This window comes from Dyella dinghuensis (assembly GCF_003977615.1).
GTDB lineage: Bacteria > Pseudomonadota > Gammaproteobacteria > Xanthomonadales > Rhodanobacteraceae > Dyella_B > Dyella_B dinghuensis.
Genome location: NZ_RYZR01000003.1, coordinates 167,291 through 192,100, shown reverse-complemented (window position 1 = coordinate 192,100; position 24,810 = coordinate 167,291). Strand labels below are relative to the sequence as shown.

Below are 24,810 nucleotides of genomic sequence, written 5' to 3'. Positions count from 1 at the left end.
TCGCTGTCGTTCGGAAAAGAAAGAGAAATGCCGATCCGCTTTCAGCGCGATCACAGACGAGCAAGTAAAAACGCCGATTTCGACTTACCAGGGGGTCGAATGCGGCAAGAGACACTAAAACTTCACCGGGAGGGGAGAAACATGAGCAATATCCGAGTACGTCGTGGTGTGTTGGCCAGTTCGCTGGCGCTCGCGTTGTTCGCGCCAAGTGCGTTCGCACAAACATCGAGCACGACCTCTGACAATTCGCAGACGAATCAGCAGAGCACCTCATCGAGCAATTCGCAGACGAGCCCACAAAGCACGTCAACCAGCGGGCAGCCGGCCGATCAGAAGAACGCGGCGAAACTCCAAACTATTACCGTCACCGGTTCGATGATCCCGCGCGTGGAAATCGAAGGACCGGCGCCGGTCCAAATCGTCACCGGCGAACAGATCAAGGCAGAGGGTTTCACCACGCTGTGGGAATTCCTCGATTCGATGCCGCAATTTGGCCAGACGCAGGACCCGGCCAGTTGGGGTGCCACCTCGGTGAATGCGCGCTCAGTAAACTTGCGCAACCTGGGTGCTGGCTTCAGCTTGCTGATGATCGACGGGCATCGCGTGGTGGACTACCCGCAGCCGCTGAATGCTCAGAGCAACTTCCAGAACTACAACAACCTGCCCACCGGCATGATCGACCACATCGAAATCCTGGCCTCCGGCGCTTCGTCGATCTATGGCTCGGATGCGATTGCAGGCGTGGTCAACGTAATCCTGAAGAAGGACTATCAGGGCGATGACCTGCAGGTGACCGGCGGTGGCGCCACTCGTGGCGGTCGCAGATACGGCGACATCAACTTCTCCGGCGGCAAATCCGGCGAGAACTGGCACATCATCTACAACGCGGAGAAGTCCAACCGCACGGCGCTCTGGGGTGCCGATCGTCCCTATCAGGACTCGGTATCCGACGCCGGATACGGTGCCTGGAGCCCGGCCGATCGCATGTTCGGCTACCAGTACGACTCAGCCAGCGCCATTGGCATCTCCGCTACGAACGCCTCAGGTCAATACATCACGCCTCCGGCAGGCAGCTGCTCAAAGTTCGGCAACAACTTCCAGCTGAGCCAGTCGCACAGTGTCGCCACCCAGGGCAACCAGATTACCGGCGTGACCGACAATGGTTACTACTGCTCGCAGCCGGCCCTGTTCAAAGACTGGGTGCTGACACCAGGCAGCCGCAACAACAGCGGCTTCGTGGCCGGCGAGTACGACTTCAAGAACGGCTTGCAGCTTTACGCCTCGGCGGCGCTGTATGACACGGTGGGCATTTCCAACACCCAGTTGCCGGTATACGTCAGTCCTCAGTTCTACGACCAGACGACGGGGCAGGTCATCACGGCCATCGATCCTCAGGCCATGACCAATTTCTTCCTCGGCAAGCAGTTGGGTACCAACGCTGCAGGCTTGCCCATTTACGCCATGAACTGGCAGCAATGGTGGAACCCCATCACGCCACAGCAATACGGTACGTTCGCGGCCAGTGGCGAGAACACCTCGACGTCGTGGCTGGACCAGGCGCAGTTCCGCGTCAACGGCGATCTGTACAAATTGCCATGGGTAAGCGAGGAACCAATCGGTTGGGCGGCGGTATTCGAAGCTGCGCACAACGGCTTCCAGCTTTCGCCGGATCCGCGCGGCGCCAACGGCGATACGTTCCAGAATCCGTTCGATGAGTACAACACCGGTGGTGGCACCCGTCAGCGCTTCTCGTTCGGCACCGAGTTCCGCATGCCGATTCTGGATACGTTGACCTGGACGCTCTCCGGTCGCCTCGACAAGTACCGTGACGCCAGCAGTGCCGACGTCGCCCGCACCTGGGGCACCGGTATCGAATGGCGTCCCATCGATAGTCTGTTGATTCGCGGCACCTACGGCACCAACTTCAAGGCGCCGGACATGCAGGCTATCTATCAGACCGGTTCCACGGAACCGCAGGGTGATTTCATCGATCCCTTGCAGTGCATCCAGGCCATCAAGGCGGGTCAGACCAACAGCACATGGTGCTCGCAGGTGCAACGTCCGCCCTCGCAGTACTACAACCTTGTAACAGGCGGCAGCCGCTACTTGTTGCCGCAGACTGGTCACTCCTGGACCTATGGTTTCGTGTGGCAGATCCCCGGTGTGGACGGCCTGTCGTTCTCCACCGACTACTGGCACATGGGCGTGGACAACTCCATCGAGTACCTCAGCCAGCAAACCGTGCTGACGGACGAAGCCGGCTGCCTTACCGGCCTGCAGGCAAACGGCACCAGCGGGGTACAGGCATATACCGCACACATTCCGGGGTCGGCGTATTGCCAGATGGTGGAGAAGATGGTCACGCGCAATGCGGCTGGTCTGATCACCGAGGTGCAGTCTGGCCCGATCAACGAGGCGTCGTTGTACGTGAGCGGTATCGATGCTTCGCTGGACTACAAGAAAGCGACGGAGTACGGCAACTTCCGCGGCAGCATCAATTACACCAACAATCTGTCGTACAAACAGCGTGTGCTGGCCAACGACCCACTGCTCAATACGCGCTACAACCAAGTGGCGAGCAGGGTCAATTGGGTAGCCGATTGGAACAAGGACCTCTGGAACGTGTCGGTGTCCGGTCAGCGTGACGGCACCTTGCGCTCGCCTGGCTACGGTGCTTGCGAAACGCTCGCCAACGGCACCCAGCCGAGCCTGGGTGACGCAGACTGCGTGGTTTACAACGGCCACGTCCCGATCTGGATCACCTGGAACAGCTCGGTCAGCTATCAGCTCTTGCAGCAGGTGAAGTTGACCTTCACGGTCAACAACATCTTCAACAAGGTCGCGGGAATCCCGTACTACGCCGGTGGCTTTGAGTTCGTCACCACGGGGCAAAGCGCCGATGAATACAACGGTCGCGAGCTCTTCTTGTCGGTTGATTGGAAGATCGATTGAGGTAAGCAATCCAAACGAGCCCGGCCAAAAGCCGGGCTCGTTTGCTTTGGGCGATATGTTTGAACAGATGGAGTTTTACGGATGTTGAAGTCGTTGCTCGCGTACTGCTTGGGTGTTTCTGTCCTGGTGATGAGCTTTTGTGCGTCCGCCGAAATCTCGATTGTCCCGAAACCGCAACATATGGAAACCGGCCAGGGCGTTTATCAACTGGATGCCAACACCGGTATCGACGCTCCCAACGATGCACGAGCGCGCGAAATCGTTTCCTTTTTGCGCGATGCGGTCCGCGAGCAGACTGGCATCCGTCTTTCCGAAAGCGTGCATGCACATGGCATCGCACTGGCGATCGATCCTTCCGTGAAAGGCGATGAAGCCTATCGGCTTTCTGTCACGCCACGCGGTGTGATCATCCAGGCATCGACCGACAAGGGACTGTTCTGGGGCGTACAAACCTTGCGTCAGCTTTTGCCGCTAGAGCACGGCTCACCTGCGGCGATTCCAGCCGTGCAGATTGAAGACGCGCCAGCGTTCGCCTATCGCGGCTTCATGCTCGACGTCGGGCGACATTTCTATCCCGTTGCATTCATCAAGAAGCAGCTCGACGTGTTGAGTTACTACAAGATCAACACATTCCATTGGCATTTGACGGAAGACCAGGGCTGGCGTCTGCAAATCAAGAAGTACCCGAAACTCACCAGCGTGGGCGCATGGCGCATCGAGGAAGATGGTACGCGCTACGGCGGTTTCTACACGCAGGCGCAGATTCGCGACGTGGTGAAGTACGCGGGTCAGCGCAACATCATGGTCGTTCCAGAAATCGAAATGCCGGGGCATAGTCTTGCGGCGTTGGCGTCGTACCCAGAACTCTCCTGCACGAAACAACCGTTGACGGTGGCCACCACGTGGGGTGTCTTCAAGGATATCGATTGCGTCGGTGACAAAAATACCTTCACGTTCCTGCAAAACGTGCTGGATGAAGTCATCAAACTTTTCCCGTCGCCGTATATACACATTGGCGGTGACGAGACGCCGAAGGATCGTTGGAAAGATTGTGCCTCCTGCCAGGCACTTATGAAAGAACAGGGCCTGCAAGACGAAGAAGGACTGCAAAGCTACTTCATCCGGCACATTCAGACGTATCTCGCCAGCAAGGGCAAAACGCTGGTGGGCTGGGACGAGATTCTTGAAGGCGGCGCCGACAAGAATGCCATTATCGAAATCTGGCGTGGCGATGACGAAGCGCACAAAGCGCTCGCCAACGGCAACCGAATTATCGTTGCGGGTCCGTTCTACCTCGATGCACCGCTGGATAAGCTGACCGTCAAAAACGTCTACAGCACCGATATAACCGGCGGAAACTCCGATGCATTCCTGCAAAACCATCGCGCGCAGATTCTAGGTGCCGAAGCGCCGTTGTGGAGCGAGCGCGCCAATCCGCTGAATGCCGAATGGAAAATCTATCCACGCATTTTGGCGCTGGCCGAAAATGTGTGGACGGGCGGAGCACACGACGAAACCAGCTACGCTGATTTTCAGCACCGATTGCAAGCTCAGTACGGCTGGCTGGATGCGCAGCACATCGCCTATGGCCCGGAAGATCGGCCAGTCGTGAGTTACACGATGACACTGGATGCGCAGCATAATGATTGGCAGCTAAAAGCCGTGCGCGGATTCGCCGATCTGCAGAATCACTACACCCTCGACGGTTCGGATCCTACCGAACAATCGCCGTCTTTTGACGATACGTTGACAATCAAGAAAGCCGGCGTCGTGAAAGTCGTGCCGTTTCTTCATGGAGTGCCTTACGACAAGGCCAGTTCTTTCACCCTGGTCAACAATATCGCTTTGGGAAAGCCGATTACGTTTTCCAATCCCGTAGCGCCGCAGTACGGATCAGGCGACGTGCTGGTGGATGGGATCATGGGCACCGACGAGTTCTACGACGGACGTTGGGCTGCCTGGCACGATAGCGATTTCCGCGCCACGATCGATCTGCAACAGATCACGACGTTTCACGCTATTGACGTCGATTTTCTGCTGCGACCCAATTCGCGAATTCTGTTGCCCAAAGAGGTGTATTTCTTTGTGTCGACGGACGGTCAGAACTGGACACCTCTTTATACCGATACGCCGGTACCGGACTTCTCCTCACCGCTGCGTATCCAGCCGATCAGTTTCACGTCCACGACGCCGGTCACGGCTCGCTACGTGCGCGTCAATGCAGAGAGAGTCCAGTCAGCACCCGTTTCCTATTCGGGTGGTGCAAAAGATACGTGGCTTTTCCTCGATGAGATCCGGGTGCATTGACCTGAAGGGGTCTAGTACTTGCTGTCATGAACGAACGCTAGCAAACTTGTACGAGTAACACGCTTCTCGACGATCCGGTTGTCTAACCACACGGGATTACCAGTATGACGTGTCGCTCGGGCGTACGGCTTATTGTTCGCTGTGTGGCGAGCCTGTTCGCCCTCGTCGTCATGCACGGCTGCACGACGCTTACACCATCCACAACGGTGAAGGGCCCGGGTCACGGCGTTTCGACGGAAGAGGCGCTCAAGATTGCCATGACGTGGGCGGCGCAAGCGCCAACCCTGCACAATGTCGACGCACAGAGCAACGCGTGGATGCGCTGCGCAGTGCTTGCACACGATGCGATGGCCAGCGATCAGGCTTCCACACGGGAAGCCGCCGCATCGCTCGCGACAAGCTGCAGCCGCTGGTACATCGATACCCTTGCTCAAGGCGATGTGATCGATGTGCGCGCTGGACACACATTGCTCGGGCACCGCATCGTTCGAGTCGAATTTCGCGGGCTGCCCGAAAGCCTTGGCGACCACGTATGGCTGGAATCTGCCAGTCAGGTTTCGGTGGATATCTTCGGCGGTGTGCGTAGTCGCCACGATGGGTTCGGCGTTCCGCTCGTCGCGTTTGCGCCAACCTGCACCAATCGGCCGGTCTGCGCACTGTATCCACCGGAAGGTATTTTCCGGCCAGCGACATTCTGGCTGGAGGGTGCTCCGGATAGCACGCACACCGGCGAAGAACCGGTATTCGTTCTCCAGTATCCCGTAACGCAACAGGATGATCTGGTCGGCACGCAGCTCTATCGCGTAGCCGACGATCTTTCCGCACCTTACGCGCAACTCATCAACCACTCCAATTTGCGGCGACTGGGATGGTGGGGCCTTATCGGGGGCACTGCGGTGGGCCACCGCGCCGGTGTGTTTTTGTTCGACGATTACGACCCTAACAAGACGCCCATCATCATGATTCATGGGCTCGCCAGCAGTCCGCGGATATGGGCGCGGCTAAGCAACGCCATCATCGGCGATCCGCAACTGCACAAGCGCTATCAGATATGGCACGTGGTCTATCAGACCAACGCACCGTTGCTTATTGAACGCTATCGCGTTCAGATGTATCTCGACACGACTTGGAAAACCATCGATCCTGCTGGCACTGCTCCAGCGAGAAAAGGCGATGTACTGATCGGCCATAGTATGGGCGGCATGATTGCACGGCTGCTATGCGCGCAAAGCGTGCCGGCCCTATGGACCGCAGCGTTTACTGTGCCGATGGAAAGCCTGCATAGCAGCGATAAGGACCTCGCGCTGCTCAAGGATATTTTTCAGTTCGCGCCCTATCCGGGTGTCGACGAAGAAATCTTCATGGCGGCGCCTCAGCACGGGAGTCCCGCTGCCGGCTATTGGTACGGGCGCATTGCGCAAAGTCTGGCCTGGGAGGAAGTACCCGAACTTGCAGTGCTCAGGCGCATCGCGAAAGACAACCCCAATGCCATTCAGGGCGACCTTGCGCGGGATTTTCAACTGGGTCACCTAAGCAGCCTGACGTCTCTTTTGCCCGACGAACCCGTCACCAAGGTGGATGCGCAGCTACTGCCCGTCGCCGGCGTGCGTTACCACACCATTGCGGGTGTGCTTCCGGGGCGAACGCCACCTGGTGATGGATTCGTGCCGCTAAGCAGCGCCCTGATTCCCGGCGCTGCATCCACGTTGATCGTGCAATCCGATCATCAGGTACCGAATAACGCGCAAGCCATCGCCGCGGTGCTCGACATTCTTCGCCATCACGACACAACCCCGTAGACAAGGCACGCGCTAAGGCGTTGCAAATTGGATAGAGTGCAACGCACCTCGATCCACGGATGCCGAACAATGCATCGTTGTTACGCTTGGGCTGGATGGATGGTTGCGATGCTCATGTTGCTGTCATGGCAATCGGGTATGGCAGCGACCGTGCGGCCGGTGTCGATCACGCTTGGCCATTCAGTCGCCGCGCTCAACGGCCCATGGAAATTCCGTGCAGGCGACGATGCGAATTGGGCGAATACAAATGTGGATGACGCTTCATGGGAAACAGTCGACCTGACTCCCTTGCCGGGCGCCCATGATTCCGATGTTGGCCTTTCCGGTTACGTGGCGGGGTGGCAGGCGAGGGGGCATGGCGGTTACATCGGTTATGGCTGGTACCGTTTGACGCTGACGGTGAACGCGCCCGCCGGTACCGAACTCGCATTGAGCGGGCCACCTGATGTGGATAGCGCGTATCAGGTGTTTCTCGATGGACATTTGCTGGGTGGCATCGGCGACTTTTCCGGTCGCACACCCGTCGCCTATAGCATCCAGCCACATGTATTTAATTTGCCGGCCAGCGTCGCGAGTGGGCATCCCGTAGTGCTCGCCATAAGAGTCTTCATGGGACCATGGGATATCGGTGCTGACGACGCCGGCGGTATCCATATCGCGCCGGCCATTGGAGAACGGAGCAGCGTCGAGGCGCAATACCGGCTGCAATGGCTGGAGACGGTGAAGGGCTACATTGTTGAAGTCGTGGAGGCTTTTCTGTTTGTTCTACTTGCGTTGATGAGCCTCGGCGTGCGCCTCTTTGATCGGCCAAATGCCGCCTATCGCTGGTTTGCACTGGCGCTGCTGCTTGTCGCGGCTTATCGCGCCAATCAGGCCATTTTCTACTGGTGGCAATTTGAATCCATCCATACGTTCGAATTTGTTAGTTACGTGATGCTGGTGCCGTTGTGTCTTGGTGCATGGGTGCTGGCCTGGCGCGCATGGTTCGAAGTAGACAAGCCCCGGTGGCTAAGTCAATGCATTCCGATGATGACCCTGATTTACATGTGTGCTCAGTTCTTTAGCTGCTCATGGTTTTACGGTGTATTGCCATCGTGGACAGCGACATCAGTCGGCTGGTTGGTGACTGCCGTACGCATGATGCTGCTGCTTGCGCTGACTTTCATCGTCGTTTGCGGCGTGCGGAAAATAGGTAGGAAAGATTGGTATGCCTTAGCTGCCGCCGTTTTCATTTCCATCGGCTTATTCGCGCAGGAGCTATCGGCGATACATGTTCCCGGCATCTGGTTTCCGTTCGGTACGGGTGTGTCGCGCACGCAATATGCCTACGTGGCATTCGATATCGCTTTCGCAATTTTCCTTGCGCAACGCTTACGGCGATTCGCACACGAATGCGCAGATGCGAATGCCAAGCCGGTCGTGCTTTGATCCATTCCGCCGTCACGGAAAACATGTCATGACTCATTTTCAGCGCCATGCACACGCGTTGCGTGCTCCTCGGTTGCTTCCACCTCGTTAAAAATTGGCATCAACAATTTTTGGTGAATTGGTTATGGATGCTGCACTAACAGGTGCCTAGCCTCATCCATAAAAGGGGCGTGAGAAAGTTGTAGTAGTCACGTTCCTTAACGCCACGACAGTTTTACAGGGCCAGCTACCTCACCCCGCAGGCTGGCTTTCCCCCATGTGGTCGCCTGCGGGGCTTTTTCTAGAACGCCTAGCGTACGACGACGCGGTCTGTTTTCAGACCGTTGCGGCTTGTTGTTGCCCCCAAAAAAGAGGACGGCCACGATGACATCGCACATTCACAGCAGATACGTCCGCGACTGCACACGTCACCTTGTACGCAAACAGGTATCCACACTCATCGGCCTGGCATTGGCCGCAAGCAGCATGGTGACGTTTGCCCAGGACACGACGACCCCCGCGACTGCGCAGCAAAACCAGGCACCGTCGCCTGCACCACCTTCCTCGCAGAACGCGCAGCAGCTGCAAACCATCACTGTAACCGGCTCGGCGCTTCCGCGCGTTGACACGGAAACACCATCGCCGGTCACGGTGATTACCGCCCAGCAGATTGCGCGAAGCGGCTTTACGACGGTCTCCGATGTGGTTCGTTCCATCTCTGCCGATAACAGCGGTAGCTTGCCGACGTCTTTCACCGGCGCGTTTGCGGCGGGTTCGTCGGGCGTGGCATTGCGCGGTTTGACAGTGAACTCGACGCTTGTCCTTGTCGACGGCAAACGTTTGGCAAGCTACCCGCTGGCTGACGACGGGGAACGTTCGTTCGTGGATTTGAACACGATTCCGCTGGCATCCGTAGAGCGCATCGAAGTGTTGAAGGACGGCGCTTCTTCCATCTATGGCGCCGACGCCATCGCGGGTGTGGTGAACATCATCATGAAGCCCGGTTATCAGGGCGTTGAAGGCACCATCGATGTCGGCAATTCGCAGCATGGCGGCGGCTTCACGAAGAAGGCGACCTTTCTCGCGGGTGGTGGCGATCTCAATACGGATCACTACAACGCCTACTTCAGCGCGCAGTATGAAAGCGATAACGTCATCTACAACAGAGAGCGCAGCTTTCCATACAACACGGGCAACCTGAGTTCCCTTGGCGGTTTTAACCTCAATGGCGGGCAGGGCACGAATACCAGCAACTTTCCGGGTTCCATATACGGATCGGTTGCGCCAGGCACGCTGACTAATCCCGCGCAGGGTTTCATCGGCGGTGTAACGCAGGTTCCTGGTTCGCTCTACTCGCCATTGCGCCCGTGCGGCGCAGGCTCGTTCTATACGACCAACGCAAACGGTTCGTTTTGCGAGCAGGACTTCATCAATCAATACAACCAGGTTCAGCCCAAGACACAGAACGGCGGTTTGTACGGCCGTATCACCGTCAAGATCAATGACACGACCAAGGCCTATCTCTCTGCCAGTTACATGGAGCAGAAGACTTATACGATCATCGCTCCCCCTGCACAGATTCAGACGCTGGTTCCGAACAATACCAACGGTATTGCGCTTCCCCCCGTGCTAACAACCGGCCCGAATGCCGGGCAATTGAATCCGAATGACCCTTATGCAGCGGCCGGCGAATATGCGCTGCTTAATTACGCTTTTGGTCCGTTGGGCGGTACCGGGGCCAATTACGACAACCACAATCTACGCGTTGTGGGCGATGTGTCGGGTACTGCGGGCGATTGGAACTTCGACGCATCCGTTGCATTGAACCATGTCTGGTTGGACGTCGATAACTTTGGTTTTCTCAGTTATCCGGCCTTGTTGAATGCCATCACCAGTGGTTCCTACAATTTCATCAATCCAGGCGCGAACAGTTCGGCTTCGCTCAACACGCTAGCGCCGGCCATCACCAAGACGTCGACATCCGACATGGATGTGCTGGATGTATCCGGCAACCGCGAGCTGTGGGATTTGCCGGGCGGACCGATGGGCTTGGCGATCGGCACACAAGTACGGCACGAAGCGCAGAATGATCCTGCACTCAACCCGGACGATGTCTATCAAGGACTAGGCATTGCACAAACCAAAGGTTCGCGTGATGTCGCCGGCCTCTACGCCGAGTTCGACATGCCGTTGCTTGATTCGCTGGAAGTCGATGCGTCAGGCCGTTACGACCATTACTCCGACTTCGGCAACAACTTCTCGCCGAAGATTGGCTTCAAATGGAAACCGCTGGATTGGGTCGCCATTCGCGGTACGTATTCCAAGGGCTTCCGTGCGCCGAGCTTCTCTGAAAACGGTTCGAGTTCGGCAGAGGGTTTCATCCCCGAATACGTTGCGCCGCTCAACTATCAGGCCGAGCATGGTTACAGCACCTATGCCACCACGCCGTATTCGCTCGCCGAGTACAGCCTGGCGAATCACAACATCAAGCCGGAGAAAGCAAGGAACTTCACGTTTGGCGTTGTCGTTCAACCGGCGAGCTGGCTGAACGCATCGTTGGATTACTACAACATCGTCAAGAGTAACGTGATCGTCACGCCGGACTTCAACGACGCGATCGCGCAGTACTACGCCAACAACGGTGTTATCAGCATTCCGGGCATTACTGCCGTTCAAGACGTTCCCGATCCGGCCGCACCCAACGCATTGCCGCGCGCCATCGAGTTGATTGGCGAATACACCAACGCCAATTACCTCAAGACCACCGGTGTCGATCTCGATCTGCAAGTGCACTTCGACTTCGGTGGTGGTTTCCACTACACCAGCGAACTGCAAGGTACGCAGATCTTCGAGTGGTACCTCGTCGAACCGAACGGCCAGAAAGAGACTTATGTAGGTACGCAAGGTCCGTACAATTTATCATCGGGCGCGGGCACGCCGCGCACCAAGGGGTCGTGGTCGAATACGATCGAATACGGCCCCGCGACCGTCACCGGCACCTTCTACTACACCAGCAGCATGTCCGAAATTGGCGAGGACCTTGGTTTCTACCCGGGTTCATGCGAAGCCCTGAACACAGAAGGGCAGTTCTTCCCGTCCAACTGTCGCACCGGTTCGTTCACGGATTTCGATCTTGTGGGTAGCTACGAAATCAACCGGCACATCAGCGTTACCGCGTCGATCATGAATGTGTTCGATCGCAAGCCTCCTTTCGACCCCGCCAACTATGCGGCCATTAACTACAACCCGACGTATGCCTTTGCGGGCATCGTGGGCCGTTTCTGGAACGTTGGCGTAAAGCTGAAATTCTGAGTTGTTTTAGTTCGGTCTGAATAAGGGCCACACTGCCATGCGTGGCCCTTGTCGTAGACTAGGGGTGATCCTTCGGGAGATCCCCTATGCGAAACCTCGATTTCAGCTCGTGGCAGGCGCTCCTTTCGACGCTCGTAGGTCTGGCTGTCGTCTCGCTGATCATGGTGGGGATACGCCTGTTGCTTATGCAGACGGTGCAGCACAAGCGCGAGCGGGACAATCGTCAGATCAATGAACGTTTGCGCACGCTTATCGCAGCGTATAAAACGCTGGGCGGATCTTTTACCGGCAACCTGGCGGTAGACCCCACCCATCTGCGCGATCTGCAGCATCGTGAAGAAGATGCGGATAGTCAGAAGGCACGCATCAGTTCCGATCGTTCGAGGCGAATGCGCGATGCGGTTGAAGCGGCCTTGTCCGACATCATTCTTCTCGGCACGGAAGAACAGGTAACACTGGCTGCAAATGCCGCGATGGAACTCACCGCAGGACGCCCGGTGCACACCGCGGAGCTGGTCGTGTCGTTGCGCAACTTTATACGCGAAGTGCTTGACCTTGAACCGGTGCCGCAACACCTATCGATTCCCAGACAAGGCCCGCTACGTCCTTCCGCATCGCGTGGAAAAGGAGAGGGCGGTTCGAAGGAAGAAGGAAAACGCAGCGCGGGTGGAATGGGTGGAGGTGGTATGGGTGGTGGCGGAATGGGCGGTGGAGCAGGTGCTCATGGCGACCCATTTGCGGATGACGAGCATCACCGCTAACGCACCTGAACTTTGTATCGAGTTCGCACGTTCAAATCCTTCGATTCAGTTCGACGCCTTTCCCGATGAACGCTGAGTTGTAGCGATCCGGCATCTGCTCCCTCCCCTACGTGCAGTAGGGGAGGGTCGGGGTGGGGTCAAGCCACCATGCTTACGGCAAGCCCATTTAGACGTCGAGCGGCACACCAGTCTTATTCGATGCACGCAGCGCAACAGGCACCGATTTATACGAAGGCGTTCCCGATTCCTGATCGAAGTTCTCCAAACCGACCAAACGGTTTCCCTCGGGGTAATACATGGCAACCGTGCCCTGCGCGATGGGATAACTGACCGCGATAAATCCGCGCACTGCGCGAGGCGTACCATCGTGCGCCACCGCATCGGGCCCGATCACTTCTACATCGATACGCTCGCCGTGCGATAAACCCGATGCCTTCAGGTCGTCGGGATTGATGAATATCACGTCGCGCCGACCCGTAATGCCGCGATAACGATCATTCAAGCTGTAAATCGTGGTGTTGTATTGATCGTGCGACCGCACCGTCGTCAACGTCAGATATGCACCGAGAAGTTGCGGGTCTTCTTCGATGGAGCGTGCGATCAGAAAATGTGCCTTCCCATCAAAGGTGGCCCATTTTCGCTCGCACGCCGCGATATACAAACGAAAGCCGCCCGGATGACGAATGCGCTCGTTGTAATCCTTGAAGGCCGGATAGACCACCTCGATCTTGTCGCGGATGCGGTCGTAGTCGCCGACTAACGCATCCCAATCCACGCGCGTATTGGGCAACGTCGCTTTGGCGATCTGCGCAACGATCCACGGCTCCGAACGCAATTGCTCGGACGCAGGCTCAAGCCCACCTTCCGAGGCATGCACCATCGACATCGAATCTTCCACGGTGATCGATTGAAGCCCGTTACCCTGCATGTCCTGTTCGGTACGGCCAAGGCAGGGCAGAAGGATCGCTTCCTTGCCGATAATCAGGTGAGACCGGTTGAGCTTCGTGGCGATATGCACAACCATATCGAGCTTTCGCATTGCATCGAACGTGGCATCAGGGTCGGGCATGGCTACCGCAAGATTGCCGCCCAGGCACAACAGCACCTTGGAATGACCATCGCGGATCGCCTGAATCGCGCGCACGGCATCATGCCCGTGATGTTTGGGTGGCTTGAATCCAAACGCGCGCTCGATACCGGCAACAAGCGCATCATCCGGTTTTTCGGTAATACCGACCGTGCGATTGCCTTGCACGTTGGAGTGGCCGCGCAATGGGCAAATGCCGGCACCTTCACGCCCGATGTTTCCGCGCAGCATCAATAGATTCGCTATTTGCTGCACGTTTTCCGTGCCATGCGCGTGCTGCGTGATACCCATGCCGTAACACACGATCACGCGCTTGGCTTGCCCATAGATGCGCGCGACGTCTTCGACCTGGGCGCGCGTCAATCCCGATTTGGCTTCGATGTCTTCCCAGCGGGTGCTGTCGATATCGGCGCGAAGTGCATCGACGCCGACCGTGTGCTCTTTGATGAACTCCCAATCGATCAAGCCGGTACCGCCGCCCTCAAGATCGCGTGCATCCTCGTCGAACAACCACTTCATCATGCCTTTAAGGAAGCCAAGATCGCCGCCGCATTTGATTTGATAGAACGTGGAAGCAAGCGGCGTGGAAAGACCGGCCACCATTTCAAGCGGATCCTGCGGAGCGGTGAATCGCTCAAGCCCGCGTTCCGGAAGTGGATTGATAGCGACAATCGGCACGCCGCGCTTGGCGACTTCGCGAAGCGTGCTGAGCATGCGCGGGTGATTGGTTCCCGGATTGTGGCCAATGCAGAAGAGGGCATCGCAGTGATCGAAATCTTCCAGCGAAACCGTGCCTTTACCAACACCGATCGATTGCGGCAGACCGACGCTCGTCGCCTCATGGCACATATTCGAGCAATCGGGAAAATTGTTGGAGCCGAACTCTCGAACGAAAATCTGATAGAGAAACGCTGCCTCATTCGACGCGCGGCCGGAGGTGTAAAACTCGGCCATGTTGGGGTCCGGCAGCGCATTGAGCGCCTGCGCAATACGCCATGCGGCGTCTTCCCACTCGATGGGGACATACGTATCGCTTTCGGCGTTATACGCCATCGGATGCGTAATGCGGCCGAGGCTCTCCAGTGCGTAGTCCGTCAAATTCCAAAGTGACGACACCGTATTGGTGGCGAAGAACTCGGGCTTGACCCGCTTTGCCGTCGCCTCCCACGAAACGGCTTTCGCGCCGTTCTCGCAAAACTCGAACGAGCTCGTATGCTTCGGATCGGGCCATGCGCATCCCGGGCAATCGAAACCCGTCGGCTGATTGACGCGCCGGAGCGCGGACGTTTCCCGCCCGACGGCAAGCTGGCCCTTTAACGCCTCCGCGACTGCGCGCAGCGCGCCCCATCCACCGGCGGGACCGTCGTAGGTCCCAACGCCAGGTACCTTCTTCTCGTCGGCCATAAAAAATTACTCGAGCGGAGAGGGAGCGCCATTCTACGTCAAGGCAGAGTGCGCAGATTGTTCAGACAAGGCTGAAAATGCGTTGACGCGATGTGTGTGGCAGCCTGTGCTATCGCGGAGAAGGGGCAAGAATGCCGACGCCGGATAGGTGTAAAGTCGGAACGAGACTATGCCGAGCCTGTGCGGTGCTCGAAGCACAGGCCGAAATCATGCAAGTCAGTCAGGGTTGCTAACGGACATCTGAAGCATGAGCCACATCGGAACGCCGCCATGCGATAAAGGTGTTGTCCTGTCCGACGCCTTGGCCAAGCCGTGTGCTGCCGCGTCACGCCGGTGGACATTACTGGCTGCCGTGCTCGGATCGAGTTTGGCGTTTATGGATGGCACCGTCGTCAACGTAACGCTTCCTGCCATACAACATCAATTCAACGCGAGCGTCTCCGACGTCCAATGGATCATGGAGGCTTACACGCTCGTTTTGGCAGCGTTGCTTCTCGTCGGCGGTGCGCTTGGCGATCATTACGGAAGACGTCGCCTGTTCGTGATCGGCATTGCGTTGTTCGCCACAGCGTCGATTGGATGCGCGATGTCGAGCAGCGCACTACAACTGATTGCCACTCGCGCCATTCAAGGCATAGGCGCCGCGATGCTTATTCCTGGCAGCCTGGCACTCGTGAGTTCGGCCTATCCCTTGGCCGAGCGCGGTGCGGCGATAGGCACCTGGTCTGCATTCAGCGGCATTACCACTGCGGTCGGTCCCGTGGCGGGAGGATTCCTGGTCGAACACTATTCGTGGAAATGGGCGTTTCTTTTGAATCTTCCGATCAGCATTTTGTTGCTGCTCATTTGCCTAACGAAGGTCCCGGAGAGCTTCGATAAAAAGGATCGCGATTCGGTTGATCTATTAGGAGCCTTGCTGGTCACCCTCGCACTGGCGGGCATCGTCTTCTCACTCATTGATTCACAAAACGAAGGAGTCAGCACGGTGGTGCTGATTGCCGGCGTAGGCGGGGTCATCGCATTCATCTTGTTCTTCTGGATGGAGATGCATAAGAAAAATCCCATGCTTCCATTGGGTTTGTTCCGTGAGCGCAACTTCGCCGGCGCGAACCTTCTTACGTTCTTGCTATACGCCGCCATGGGCGGAAGCCTCTTTTTCCTCCCGCTCAATTTGATTCAAGTGCAGGGGTACGGTGCCACCGCCGCGGGCGCGGCCTTTATGCCGCTCGTCGTAATTATGTTTGCGCTGTCGCGCTGGGCCGGACGGCTGGTGGATCTGTTCGGTTCCAAGCTGCCGCTGATCGTAGGGCCATTGGTGGCGTCGGTCGGTTTCGGCATGTTCGCATGGCCGTCCATCAACTCTGATTACTGGAGTACGTTCTTCCCTGCTATTTGCGTCATGGGTCTGGGTATGAGTGTCACGGTTGCGCCGCTGACAACCACCGTGATGAATGCCGTGGACACCGATAGGGCAGGTACCGCGTCCGGCGTCAACAACGCCGTCTCGCGTGTGGCCGGGTTACTCGCTATCGCGGTGTTTGGCATCGTGTTGACACGCCAATTCGACAGCGCACTTCATAGCGAGCTGGTACGCCTGCAAGTGAGCCCCGCGACCCTATCGTCGATCCTTGCGCAGCGGCAGAAATTGGCGGGCATCGTCGTGCCGGTCGATGTGCCGCATGCGGATGCTCTCGCGCTCAGACACGCCATCGGCATGTCATTTGTCTCCGGATTTCGCTGGGTAATGGCCATTTCATCCGCATGTGCGCTTTTGGCCGCGATCAGCGCATGCTTTTTCATCGACGGAAAAGGCGCAGCGGCTATTACGAAACAGCGTTAGTTCACCAACGTCGCGGTCAAACTGATCTTCGCGTTGAGAACCTTGGAAACGGGGCAACCGTTTTTCGCCAGGTTGACCAATTCATCGAACTTCGCTTGATCGATATCGGGGATTTTTGCCTTGATCGTGAGGTGAACGGCCGTGATGGCGTACCCATCGGGTACCTTGTCGAGCGTCACAAGCGCCTGCGTGTCCATGCGGTCGGCAGTGAACTTGGCCTCGCCCATGATTAGCGCGAAGGCCATCGTAAAACAACCCGCATGTGCCGCGCCGAGCAACTCCTCCGGGTTCGTGCCCGGGAGTCCATCGAAGCGGCTGCTAACGCTGTAGGGCGCGTTTTTGAGTGCGCCACTCTCAGTCGAGATAATACCGCTGCCTGTTTTGAAGCTCCCCAACCATGCCGCCGTGCCGTATCGATTCATCTGTACACTCCATCAAATCTGGCAATCACTGAATGTCAGAAGTCCTGCGCCAGCGGGCGCACCACTATTTCGTTGATATCGATATCCGCCGGTTGTTCGATGGCATAAGCGATAGCGCGAGCGACGGTGTCCGCGGGCATCGAGAAAGATTCATAGAGCTGATGCACAAGCTTTGAAGACGCTTCATCGGAAGTGCCTTCCTTCAATTCAGACTCGACGGCACCGGGTGAAATGATCGTCGTCCGAATCTTGTTGCCATGCACCTCTATGCGCAGACCCTCGGTCAGCGAGCGGACGGCAGCCTTGGTGGCGCAATAGACGGTGCCGCCCGGTGCAAACATCTTGATGCCGAAAACCGAAGCGATATTGATGAAGTGACCGCTGTTTGCCTTTTGCATATACGGCAATGCCGCGGCAATACCGTACAGCACGCCCTTGATGTTGAGATCGATCATGCGATCCCATTCGTCGACTTTAAGCAACGACAAGGGCGCGATCGGCATAATGCCAGCATTATTGATCCACACGTCGATTTTGCCGTAGGCATCGACTGCCGCCTTCGCAAGGGTGTCAACCTCAGGCCGTTTTGTCACATCGACTTGTACCGCAAGCGCATTTCCGGACTGCGAACGGATGTCCTTGGCAATCAGGTTCAGACGGTCCATCCGCCTGGCGCCGAGAACCACTGCTGCACCCAATGTCGAAAGATGATGCGCGGTCGCTTCGCCCATGCCGCTGCTTGCGCCCGTAATGACAACGACTTTCCCTTCGATGTTTTTGCGCATGGTGTTTCCTCATGGAAGCAACGCGAGCTTGGACCAAGACAAAAGACTGTCATTGGACCATGCATTACTTCATAGGGAGGCGCAATTGTGCTTTGGTGTCGTAGCGATGGGGACGTGTGATACCGGCTCAACGCGTGGCGAAACAAGATTGCTGTTTGAAGGATCATGGTGAAGCCGGGTCACGAGGTTCACCAAGTCGGGTAATGAGCTAGCTCTCATCTTGCGCATCACGCGGCCTCGGTGTGCCTTGACGGTAATTTCGCTGATACCAAGCTCACTGCCGATCTGTTTGTTCAACAGGCCAGTGACGACCAGTGCCATGACTTCCCGCTCGCGCGTGCTTAGCAATTCATAGCGAGTGAATAGTTCTTGCAAGGCCGCTTCGTGCTCCAACGCAGCGCGACTTTGATCGATCGCCTGTTTGATGGCTTCCAATAACACACGCGAATCGAACGGTTTGGTCAGGAACTCGGTAGCACCGGCTTTCATAGCCTGCACTGTCATGGCGACGTCGCCGCAGCCGGTGATAAAAATGACCGGCATGTCGACCCTGTCTGCAGCCACACGTTTCTGCACATCCAAACCGCTGACGTCCGGCAGAGACAGGTCGAGTACGAGGCAGCTGGGAACAAGGTCTCTGGGTCGGGCAAGGAAATCGTGCGCGGATGAAAATGTCTCCGCATGCCAACCTTGGAATTCGATGAGTGCTTCGAGCGATTCGCGAACCGAGCGGTCTTGATCAACGACAAAGACGACGGGCGAATGGTTCGAAAGAGAAAACGATTCCGATTCGCGGTCGGATACGTTTACAGAATTCATATTCGTCTCCGGATTTAAGAACACGTCTAAACGCTGGAGGAGTCGTCATCGTCGTTGAACGACGAAAGAGAGTGCGCGGTTAGTGAATCGATGTGCACATCAACGATCCGAAACAGCGTGTGTTCTAAGGCTAAATTCGAAGTAATTTAATCGCTACCTTCGGCGACCGATCAATCATACGCCGATGACCGCATATGAGGGCGATGGCATTCGATATGTGTGTCGCCGCTATCGAGTTACAACATAACGGCGAAACTTAGCAACGAAATAACATGTGTAAACCTGTGTCATGCTTTTAACACCCACGCGACAAAGCGGATGTAAAGGGCGACGGCGTTGAATAGATTGACAACGAATGCCGCAGCACGATCACGCACTGCTGCCACGGCGGTATCGTCACATCGGTGAGTCGAGATACGGCCTCACCAAAGCCGTGTGACGAGCAAATACACGCATGAATGTCAGTGCAGTCTGGAAGACTTGCCTGTGATTCCGCCCGACGTTTCCGACAACGTCTTGTAACTGGCGGTTCGCCCATCGCCACTTGTCCAGATAATCTCTTTGACAACGACAAAGCTCGAGTATCTTGGCTGATTTAGGGCAATTTGAAGCAACTCGCTGACCTCCTTGATCAGCGCCTCTTCCTCTTCTGCGGTGGCTGCATCGCGACCCGCGTCTGATTCTTCACGGGTGACCTGAATCGTGACGATGGGCATGTTCGAAGTCCTGGTTAGTGGCAACCTACTGCGAGGTTCGCGTCGCGATGACAGATCATCCTGACGGACAAAGCTATTGGACAAAGGTGTCGCTGTTTTCCATGTCACCCACTGCCAAGGCTCACATGGATTTATCGTTATCATCGATACCATCGTCCGATAGCCACATGATCGTGCTTCTGTTTTGATTGGCTGTCGTATGCCGGATCCACAAAGATCCGGTGGCGTTATCGTTGGCCTCGAAGGAAAACCGTCATGGTTCGAGCAACAGAAACCAAAAAGACGGGCGTGGCGCCGCCCACGCGCATCCATCAGCCCGATCAGGACCAATTTCACGCGATCCGGGCCGACGACATCAAATGGACGACATTCGAGGCATACCCGCCGGGCGTTCGCCTCGCGATCCTGGTCGGTGATCCGTCCAAACCGGGCCCTTATACGATCCGCGTGAAGGTGCCGGGCGATGTGAAAATGATGCCGCACAAACATCCGGAAGACCGCATCTACACGGTGATATCCGGCGTGTTCTATATTGGCCTCGGCGAAGCGTTCGACGAAAGCAAACTGGTCGCATACGCGCCAGGAAGCGTCGTGATACTGCCGGGCAATCAGTCGCACTTCCATTGGGCAAAGTCTGGCGAATACATCTCGCAGGTCACGGCGATAGGTCCGTTGGGCATGGATTACGTCGATCCCCACAACGATCCACGCAACACGAAACGTCATTAGTCGCGGTTCATTCGTAGTCCAAGGAGTGCTCGGATGGCCACCCATTGTCCCCACTTTGCGTCTATCCAGGTTGTCACGCCGCGTACGCGCGGCTGCGAGGAATGTTTGAAGATGGGCGACACCTGGCTGCACTTGCGTCTATGTCGCACGTGCGGGCACGTGGGTTGTTGTGATGAGTCACCGAACCGGCATGCCACCGCGCACTTCCATCACACCAAACACCCCATCATCGAAGGCTACGATCCGCCGGAAGCGTGGGGCTGGTGTTATGTTGATGAAGTGATGTTCGATCTAAGCGATCGCGCTACGCCGCAAGTGGGTCCCATTCCGCGCTATTACTGACGTGTAGAGCGATCTAGTGCGGGATCTTGCCAAGGTAATAGCCGAGCCGATTTTCGACATCGCCGGGTTGATGAAACCCACGCTCCAACAATGCCTTGATGCCCGCTTGTGCGGCAGGCCGACCGAGCGATTCGATGCACGCATCCCAGCCAGCACCGATCTCCACGTCCGGGGGAAGGCTGGTGTTGACCAGGCGCTTGGTGTTGGCGATCGCCCACTTATCGAACGAGGCGATTCGCATCGCCAGCGCATCCACAAAAGTTTCGATTTCAGAATCGGGCAGGGCGCGGTTTACGTAACCGTAGATTTCAGCCTGATAAGCGCTGATGTCGTCGGAGCTCAAAAGCACTTCAAGCGCACGATTCCGGCCGATAAGCCCAGGCAAACGCGCCATGGGGCCGCCGCCGGCCACCATGCCCACACCCACTTCCCATTGCGAGATGATCGCTTTTTCCTCACTCGCGAAACTCATATCGCACGACAGCGTGATCTCGCTGCCGTTACCCGTGGCACGGCCGCGAATGAGCGCGATAGAGACGAAGGGTGCACGAGTCAATCGCACCAGAAAGTCTGGCCACTGCGGCAATCCTGTGCGGCCAGCGGGTAGCGACGTCAGATCCTCGAGCTTCGCTTGAAAATCGGAGTGATTAAGAAAGTAACCGTCCACCGCACTGTCGAAGACCACCACCTTCACGTGATCGTCGGCTTCAAGATCGTTGATGACTTGATGAAACTGACGGACCATCACCGGGCCCATAATATTGAGTGGCGGATTATCGATGGTGACGCGCCAATAGGCGGGCGAACGCCGAGTCACGCGGATCTGAACATCGTTCGTTGTCGCAGCCATAGGGCCTCCCATCACCGAAACGTACGGTGATTCAAAGACCTTGGTATACAGACGGTATGCGAAGCGCGCCAGTAGACGATGGTGTCAGTGGCGCCATAAAGCACGTCACGCAAACACGTGCGTAAAGCACAACTTCAAATGGGCCTGCCGCATTAGCGGCAAGCTCATTTACTTTGCGCTTCAACTCGTAGCTTAATTCGTGCGACCCGATTCAAACAGGAACCATACGCGTCGTTCAGCCTCGTCGATCCAGTTTTCCAACAAGCTTGCCGTGGCAACGTCGCCATACTGATCGCACAACTCATGCGTCTCGCGCATGAAAGCGGCCATGCGAGTGTTGTCGTCCTTCAGCTCGGCGAGCATGTCCGCGGGTGTCACAAAATCCGCATCGTTGTCGCTCAGGCGTTGCAGGCGAGTGATGTGGCCCGCAGAGCGCAGCGTAGTGCCGCCGACCTTGCGAACGCGCTCGGCAATGGGATCGAGCGTGGCGTAAATCTCATCCGATTGCTCATCGAGCAACAGGTGATAATCGCGAAAATACGGCCCCGACATATGCCAATGAAAGTTCTTCGTCTTGACATATAGCGCGAAAAAATCGGCGAGCAGCGTATTGAGTTCCGCCGTAATGTCGCGCCGCGCATCGGCACCTAACGCAGTCGGCGTGGTCAACGGCGCCTTGCGAATCTCCTTCGCCTTGGTCAGGTCGGCCTTGGGTTTGCTCTTGCTCTTGCTTGCCATGATCAGCTCCTCGGGAAATTGGGGGGAGTGGCCTTCAAATGCCTGGAGCGTAACGTCAGCACATGACGGCCGTGGAGGTGCGAACTCAAAGGATAGGCGCCATGGCCGGCAATAGAAAAGGGGTTAGAGCGCTTTTCCATAAAGAAAATCCATTCCTACCCCTTTTTAACTATCCACGCCCGAAACATCACAAGCCAAGAAGGCTCATACCTTCGTCTCGTCGACAACAGCATCATTTCAAGTGCGGAGGGGGTTTTGCGCTTTTGATGTGCAACGACACTGGATTCCCGCCTTCGCGGGAATGACGGCGAGGTGTGGTATGCATGATTGCATCCTTCTCCGCTCAGATGCCCCCACCGCACACATACACACCGCCGTCTCCTCGGCCACTACCTCACCGTCATTCCCGCGAAGGCGGGAATCCAGTGTCGTTGTATTTCAATAGTGCGAAGTCCCGGGGGGCGGACAAAAAAAACCAAAACAAAACCAATCAACATTCCCGTCAACACCAATCCGCATCCCCTGACAGATGCCAACGCCGCACTTATGCGAAGGTGCTTTCGTCGGGCGTGCCCATCCGACCTTGATGAGTACGACACGCCCGACATGAGTGAAGTAGCGCGGATCGCCTGGGCGGCAACCCAAACGATCCGCTGGCCACAACCAACTAACTAGAGAGTTGACCATGGTTATGCTCGATCATACGGCACGCACGCTCACGGGTGCTCCCACCAAGCCGATATTTGTCCTGCTTCACCGCCGCCCACACTGCGCGGCGTCGAGCAACAGTGGGCAAACGTAGAAAACGAAATCAGAAAGTCCCATTTCTACGTGCAGGGTTTTTCCTGCAAGCCCTTCGCGCCACGCGCAATACGTGGCGCGACCTAACGTGATGGAAAACGTCCATGAATCAGAAACCCCACGAGCTGTTCCACCCGGCAAGCTTCGTGCTGTCGCGCGATCACTACGACGAACTGTGCACGATTCGCGACAGGCTACTGCTGATGGCACAACTCGCCGGCACCGCCACATCCAATGGCGATCACGACACCATTCTTTTTATCCGCCGCAGCCTGATCGGCCAACTTTTCGGCGATTTAAGTTTTCAGATCGATGATGTATTGGAGGATGTCGCCAAGGCTATAACGTGCGTGGATCACGTACAGGCGCATTGATTGGCGACAAAAGGGTAGGCGAAGACGGCCGACGAAAACCCCTTCAATATCCGTGCCCGTTGTCCGTACTGTCCGCCAAAATGTCCGCGGACACGTTAGCGTGATTCCAACCAATTGAAACTAATAGGTGGAACATTTTATGCAGCCTTTTAGCCACGAGCTAAGGGGTAGGGCATGGAAACTGCCGCAAGAAAGCTGCTCAGGCAAACACAGCTACGAAAAGGCGATACGCCATTCGATCGCCTTCCGTGGCAGCTCCAGCGTTTTGTCATCGATTTCCTGCGTTCGCATCTATGCGAAGTGACGCCAAAGAATTGCCAGGCGGTGGCCGCGGCCGTGGAATATCGTCTAAGGAAAGACCGGCTGTTATGTCCCGCCGAACTTTGGATCATTCTTGAGCACGACGTGTTCTTTGATTGACGAAAAAGCCGGGCGATAACGGCACCTGATACCGTCATTATTTCTGGACATTATGTCGCCGACTTCAGGGCGAATAATGAGTGAAGAGATAGTCGTTGGCCTTGGCCGGAACATGGCAAGAAAAGCAGTTTTGCACCACCACGTGAGCGGGTTTGCCATCGTCGAATTGCGTGTATCCCCAGCCACCGGTCGACACATATTTCTTTGAATCCTTCACCATAAACTGCACGTTGGTCGGCGCGCCCGCAACGAAGGATTGCTGCTGACCAAAGGCTTTGTCGTTCGCTTCGGAGGGGACATAAGTCCAGGCAATCCGCGCAATGATCGAACCGTCCGGAAATGGAAGCTTCCCATCCCGATAGGCTTTTATCGCGACATCGTTGCCGAGAATGGCGCGAATATCGTTGAGCTTGCCTTCCTCATGCGCCACAGAGACCAGCTTCCAGTCGCGGTATCCGGCCGGGAGCTGACCCGCGAAGATCTGGTCGCTTTCGTAATCATTGCCTGCTTCCGCAAAGGTCACGACGCTGCCAATACCTACCGCCGCGACGGCAACAACCATGAGGATGGACATCTTTTTCATGGAACCTCCTTCCGTAAACGCCGTAATCGTCCGGTCTGCCACCAGCAATTCACTTTGGAAGCGCAAGATGCACTTGCCACTGATGGTATTAGGCTAAACGGGGTCATGGCGAACAATTGGACAAAGGTATCGTCGAACCGTCTTGGTCATACGCGCAAACTCCGCCAAAACGGCAGGCGATTGACTTAAGGGTCTGGCATCGATATTTACAACTCGGAAAGCCCAACCTGGCACCGCTTCTGGTACCCCGAACTCAGAGCAATTCTTGCGCACGACGTGCTCTTTGATTGACGAAAAGGTAGCAAGATAGCGGTACCTGGCGCCGTTATTTTACGGAAACGCGCCATATGGCATGCTTCGCC

General features: G+C 56.6%; 19 protein-coding genes. 11 read left to right on the top strand and 8 right to left on the bottom strand.

All coding sequences use genetic code 11. The features are described 5' to 3' along the window. Positions 1-141 precede the first annotated feature (141 nt). The 6 genes from EKH79_RS04020 (at position 142) to EKH79_RS03995 (ending at position 12,538) form a co-directional block, all read left to right on the top strand. Positions 142-2,952: a TonB-dependent receptor plug domain-containing protein gene (locus EKH79_RS04020; RefSeq protein WP_126672514.1), complete on the top strand. Its 2,811-nt coding sequence runs from the start codon at positions 142-144 to the stop codon at positions 2,950-2,952. 81 nt (positions 2,953-3,033) lie between these two features. Then, complete coding sequence (locus EKH79_RS04015; protein WP_126672513.1) at positions 3,034-5,259, top strand: glycoside hydrolase family 20 protein; 2,226 nt, start codon at positions 3,034-3,036, stop codon at positions 5,257-5,259. A gap of 104 nt (positions 5,260-5,363) precedes the next feature. Next, the gene (locus EKH79_RS04010; RefSeq protein WP_126672512.1) at positions 5,364-7,058 is read left to right on the top strand and encodes an esterase/lipase family protein; all 1,695 of its coding nucleotides are present in this window, start codon (positions 5,364-5,366) and stop codon (positions 7,056-7,058) included. Positions 7,059-7,166: 108 nt separating this feature from the next. Next, positions 7,167-8,486 (top strand): glycoside hydrolase, encoded by a 1,320-nt coding sequence (locus tag EKH79_RS04005; protein ID WP_126672511.1) that lies wholly within the window; start codon positions 7,167-7,169, stop codon positions 8,484-8,486. Between the two features lie 363 nt (positions 8,487-8,849). Next, positions 8,850-11,777 (top strand): TonB-dependent receptor plug domain-containing protein, encoded by a 2,928-nt coding sequence (locus EKH79_RS04000; protein WP_126672510.1) that lies wholly within the window; start codon positions 8,850-8,852, stop codon positions 11,775-11,777. An 86-nt stretch (positions 11,778-11,863) separates the two neighbouring features. Beyond that, complete coding sequence (locus tag EKH79_RS03995) at positions 11,864-12,538, top strand: hypothetical protein (RefSeq protein WP_126672509.1); 675 nt, start codon at positions 11,864-11,866, stop codon at positions 12,536-12,538. Between the two features lie 166 nt (positions 12,539-12,704). On the opposite strand, the gene EKH79_RS03990 is transcribed toward EKH79_RS03995, so the two are convergent. After that, positions 12,705-15,029 carry an FdhF/YdeP family oxidoreductase gene (locus EKH79_RS03990; protein WP_126672508.1) on the bottom strand — a complete coding sequence of 775 codons (2,325 nt, stop codon included), beginning with the start codon at positions 15,027-15,029 and terminating at the stop codon, positions 12,705-12,707. A gap of 247 nt (positions 15,030-15,276) precedes the next feature. On the opposite strand from EKH79_RS03990, the gene EKH79_RS03985 reads away from it, so the two are divergent. Continuing rightward, positions 15,277-16,869, top strand: a complete 1,593-nt coding sequence (locus tag EKH79_RS03985) for an MFS transporter (protein WP_126672507.1) — start codon at positions 15,277-15,279, stop codon at positions 16,867-16,869. Here the strand turns inward: EKH79_RS03985 and EKH79_RS03980 are convergent. The 4 genes from EKH79_RS03980 to EKH79_RS03965 form a co-directional block, all read right to left on the bottom strand. Continuing rightward, on the bottom strand, positions 16,866-17,291 hold the full coding sequence (locus EKH79_RS03980; RefSeq protein ID WP_126672506.1) for an OsmC family protein: 426 nt from the start codon (positions 17,289-17,291) through the stop codon (positions 16,866-16,868). The genes EKH79_RS03985 and EKH79_RS03980 overlap by 4 nt on opposite strands. Before the next feature lie 35 nt (positions 17,292-17,326). Beyond that, complete coding sequence (locus EKH79_RS03975; protein WP_126672505.1) at positions 17,327-18,076, bottom strand: SDR family oxidoreductase; 750 nt, start codon at positions 18,074-18,076, stop codon at positions 17,327-17,329. Positions 18,077-18,145: 69 nt separating this feature from the next. After that, positions 18,146-18,895, bottom strand: a complete 750-nt coding sequence (locus tag EKH79_RS03970; RefSeq protein WP_126672504.1) for a response regulator transcription factor — start codon at positions 18,893-18,895, stop codon at positions 18,146-18,148. Positions 18,896-19,356: 461 nt separating this feature from the next. Beyond that, positions 19,357-19,611 (bottom strand): hypothetical protein, encoded by a 255-nt coding sequence (locus tag EKH79_RS03965; RefSeq protein WP_126672503.1) that lies wholly within the window; start codon positions 19,609-19,611, stop codon positions 19,357-19,359. 255 nt (positions 19,612-19,866) lie between these two features. Between EKH79_RS03965 and EKH79_RS03960 the strand changes: the two genes are divergently transcribed. Together EKH79_RS03960 and EKH79_RS03955 are read left to right on the top strand one after the other, a co-directional pair. Next, positions 19,867-20,340 (top strand): cupin domain-containing protein, encoded by a 474-nt coding sequence (locus EKH79_RS03960; protein WP_126672502.1) that lies wholly within the window; start codon positions 19,867-19,869, stop codon positions 20,338-20,340. 33 nt (positions 20,341-20,373) lie between these two features. Then, positions 20,374-20,682: a UBP-type zinc finger domain-containing protein gene (locus tag EKH79_RS03955; RefSeq protein WP_126672501.1), complete on the top strand. Its 309-nt coding sequence runs from the start codon at positions 20,374-20,376 to the stop codon at positions 20,680-20,682. 13 nt (positions 20,683-20,695) lie between these two features. On the opposite strand, the gene EKH79_RS03950 is transcribed toward EKH79_RS03955, so the two are convergent. Next, entirely contained in the window at positions 20,696-21,532 is an 837-nt protein-coding gene (locus EKH79_RS03950) for an enoyl-CoA hydratase/isomerase family protein (protein WP_199754130.1), read from the bottom strand. A 192-nt stretch (positions 21,533-21,724) separates the two neighbouring features. Next, positions 21,725-22,270 carry a Dps family protein gene (locus EKH79_RS03945; protein ID WP_126672499.1) on the bottom strand — a complete coding sequence of 182 codons (546 nt, stop codon included), beginning with the start codon at positions 22,268-22,270 and terminating at the stop codon, positions 21,725-21,727. Between the two features lie 905 nt (positions 22,271-23,175). Here EKH79_RS03945 and EKH79_RS03940 point away from each other — a divergent pair. Together EKH79_RS03940 and EKH79_RS03935 are read left to right on the top strand one after the other, a co-directional pair. Continuing rightward, complete coding sequence (locus tag EKH79_RS03940) at positions 23,176-23,445, top strand: XAC0095 family protein (protein WP_126672498.1); 270 nt, start codon at positions 23,176-23,178, stop codon at positions 23,443-23,445. Between the two features lie 174 nt (positions 23,446-23,619). Then, positions 23,620-23,865, top strand: coding sequence for a hypothetical protein (locus tag EKH79_RS03935; RefSeq protein WP_126672497.1), 246 nt, complete (start codon positions 23,620-23,622; stop codon positions 23,863-23,865). Between the two features lie 64 nt (positions 23,866-23,929). On the opposite strand, the gene EKH79_RS03930 is transcribed toward EKH79_RS03935, so the two are convergent. Continuing rightward, entirely contained in the window at positions 23,930-24,448 is a 519-nt protein-coding gene (locus EKH79_RS03930; RefSeq protein ID WP_126672496.1) for a cytochrome P460 family protein, read from the bottom strand. Between the last annotated feature and the right edge of the window lie 362 nt (positions 24,449-24,810).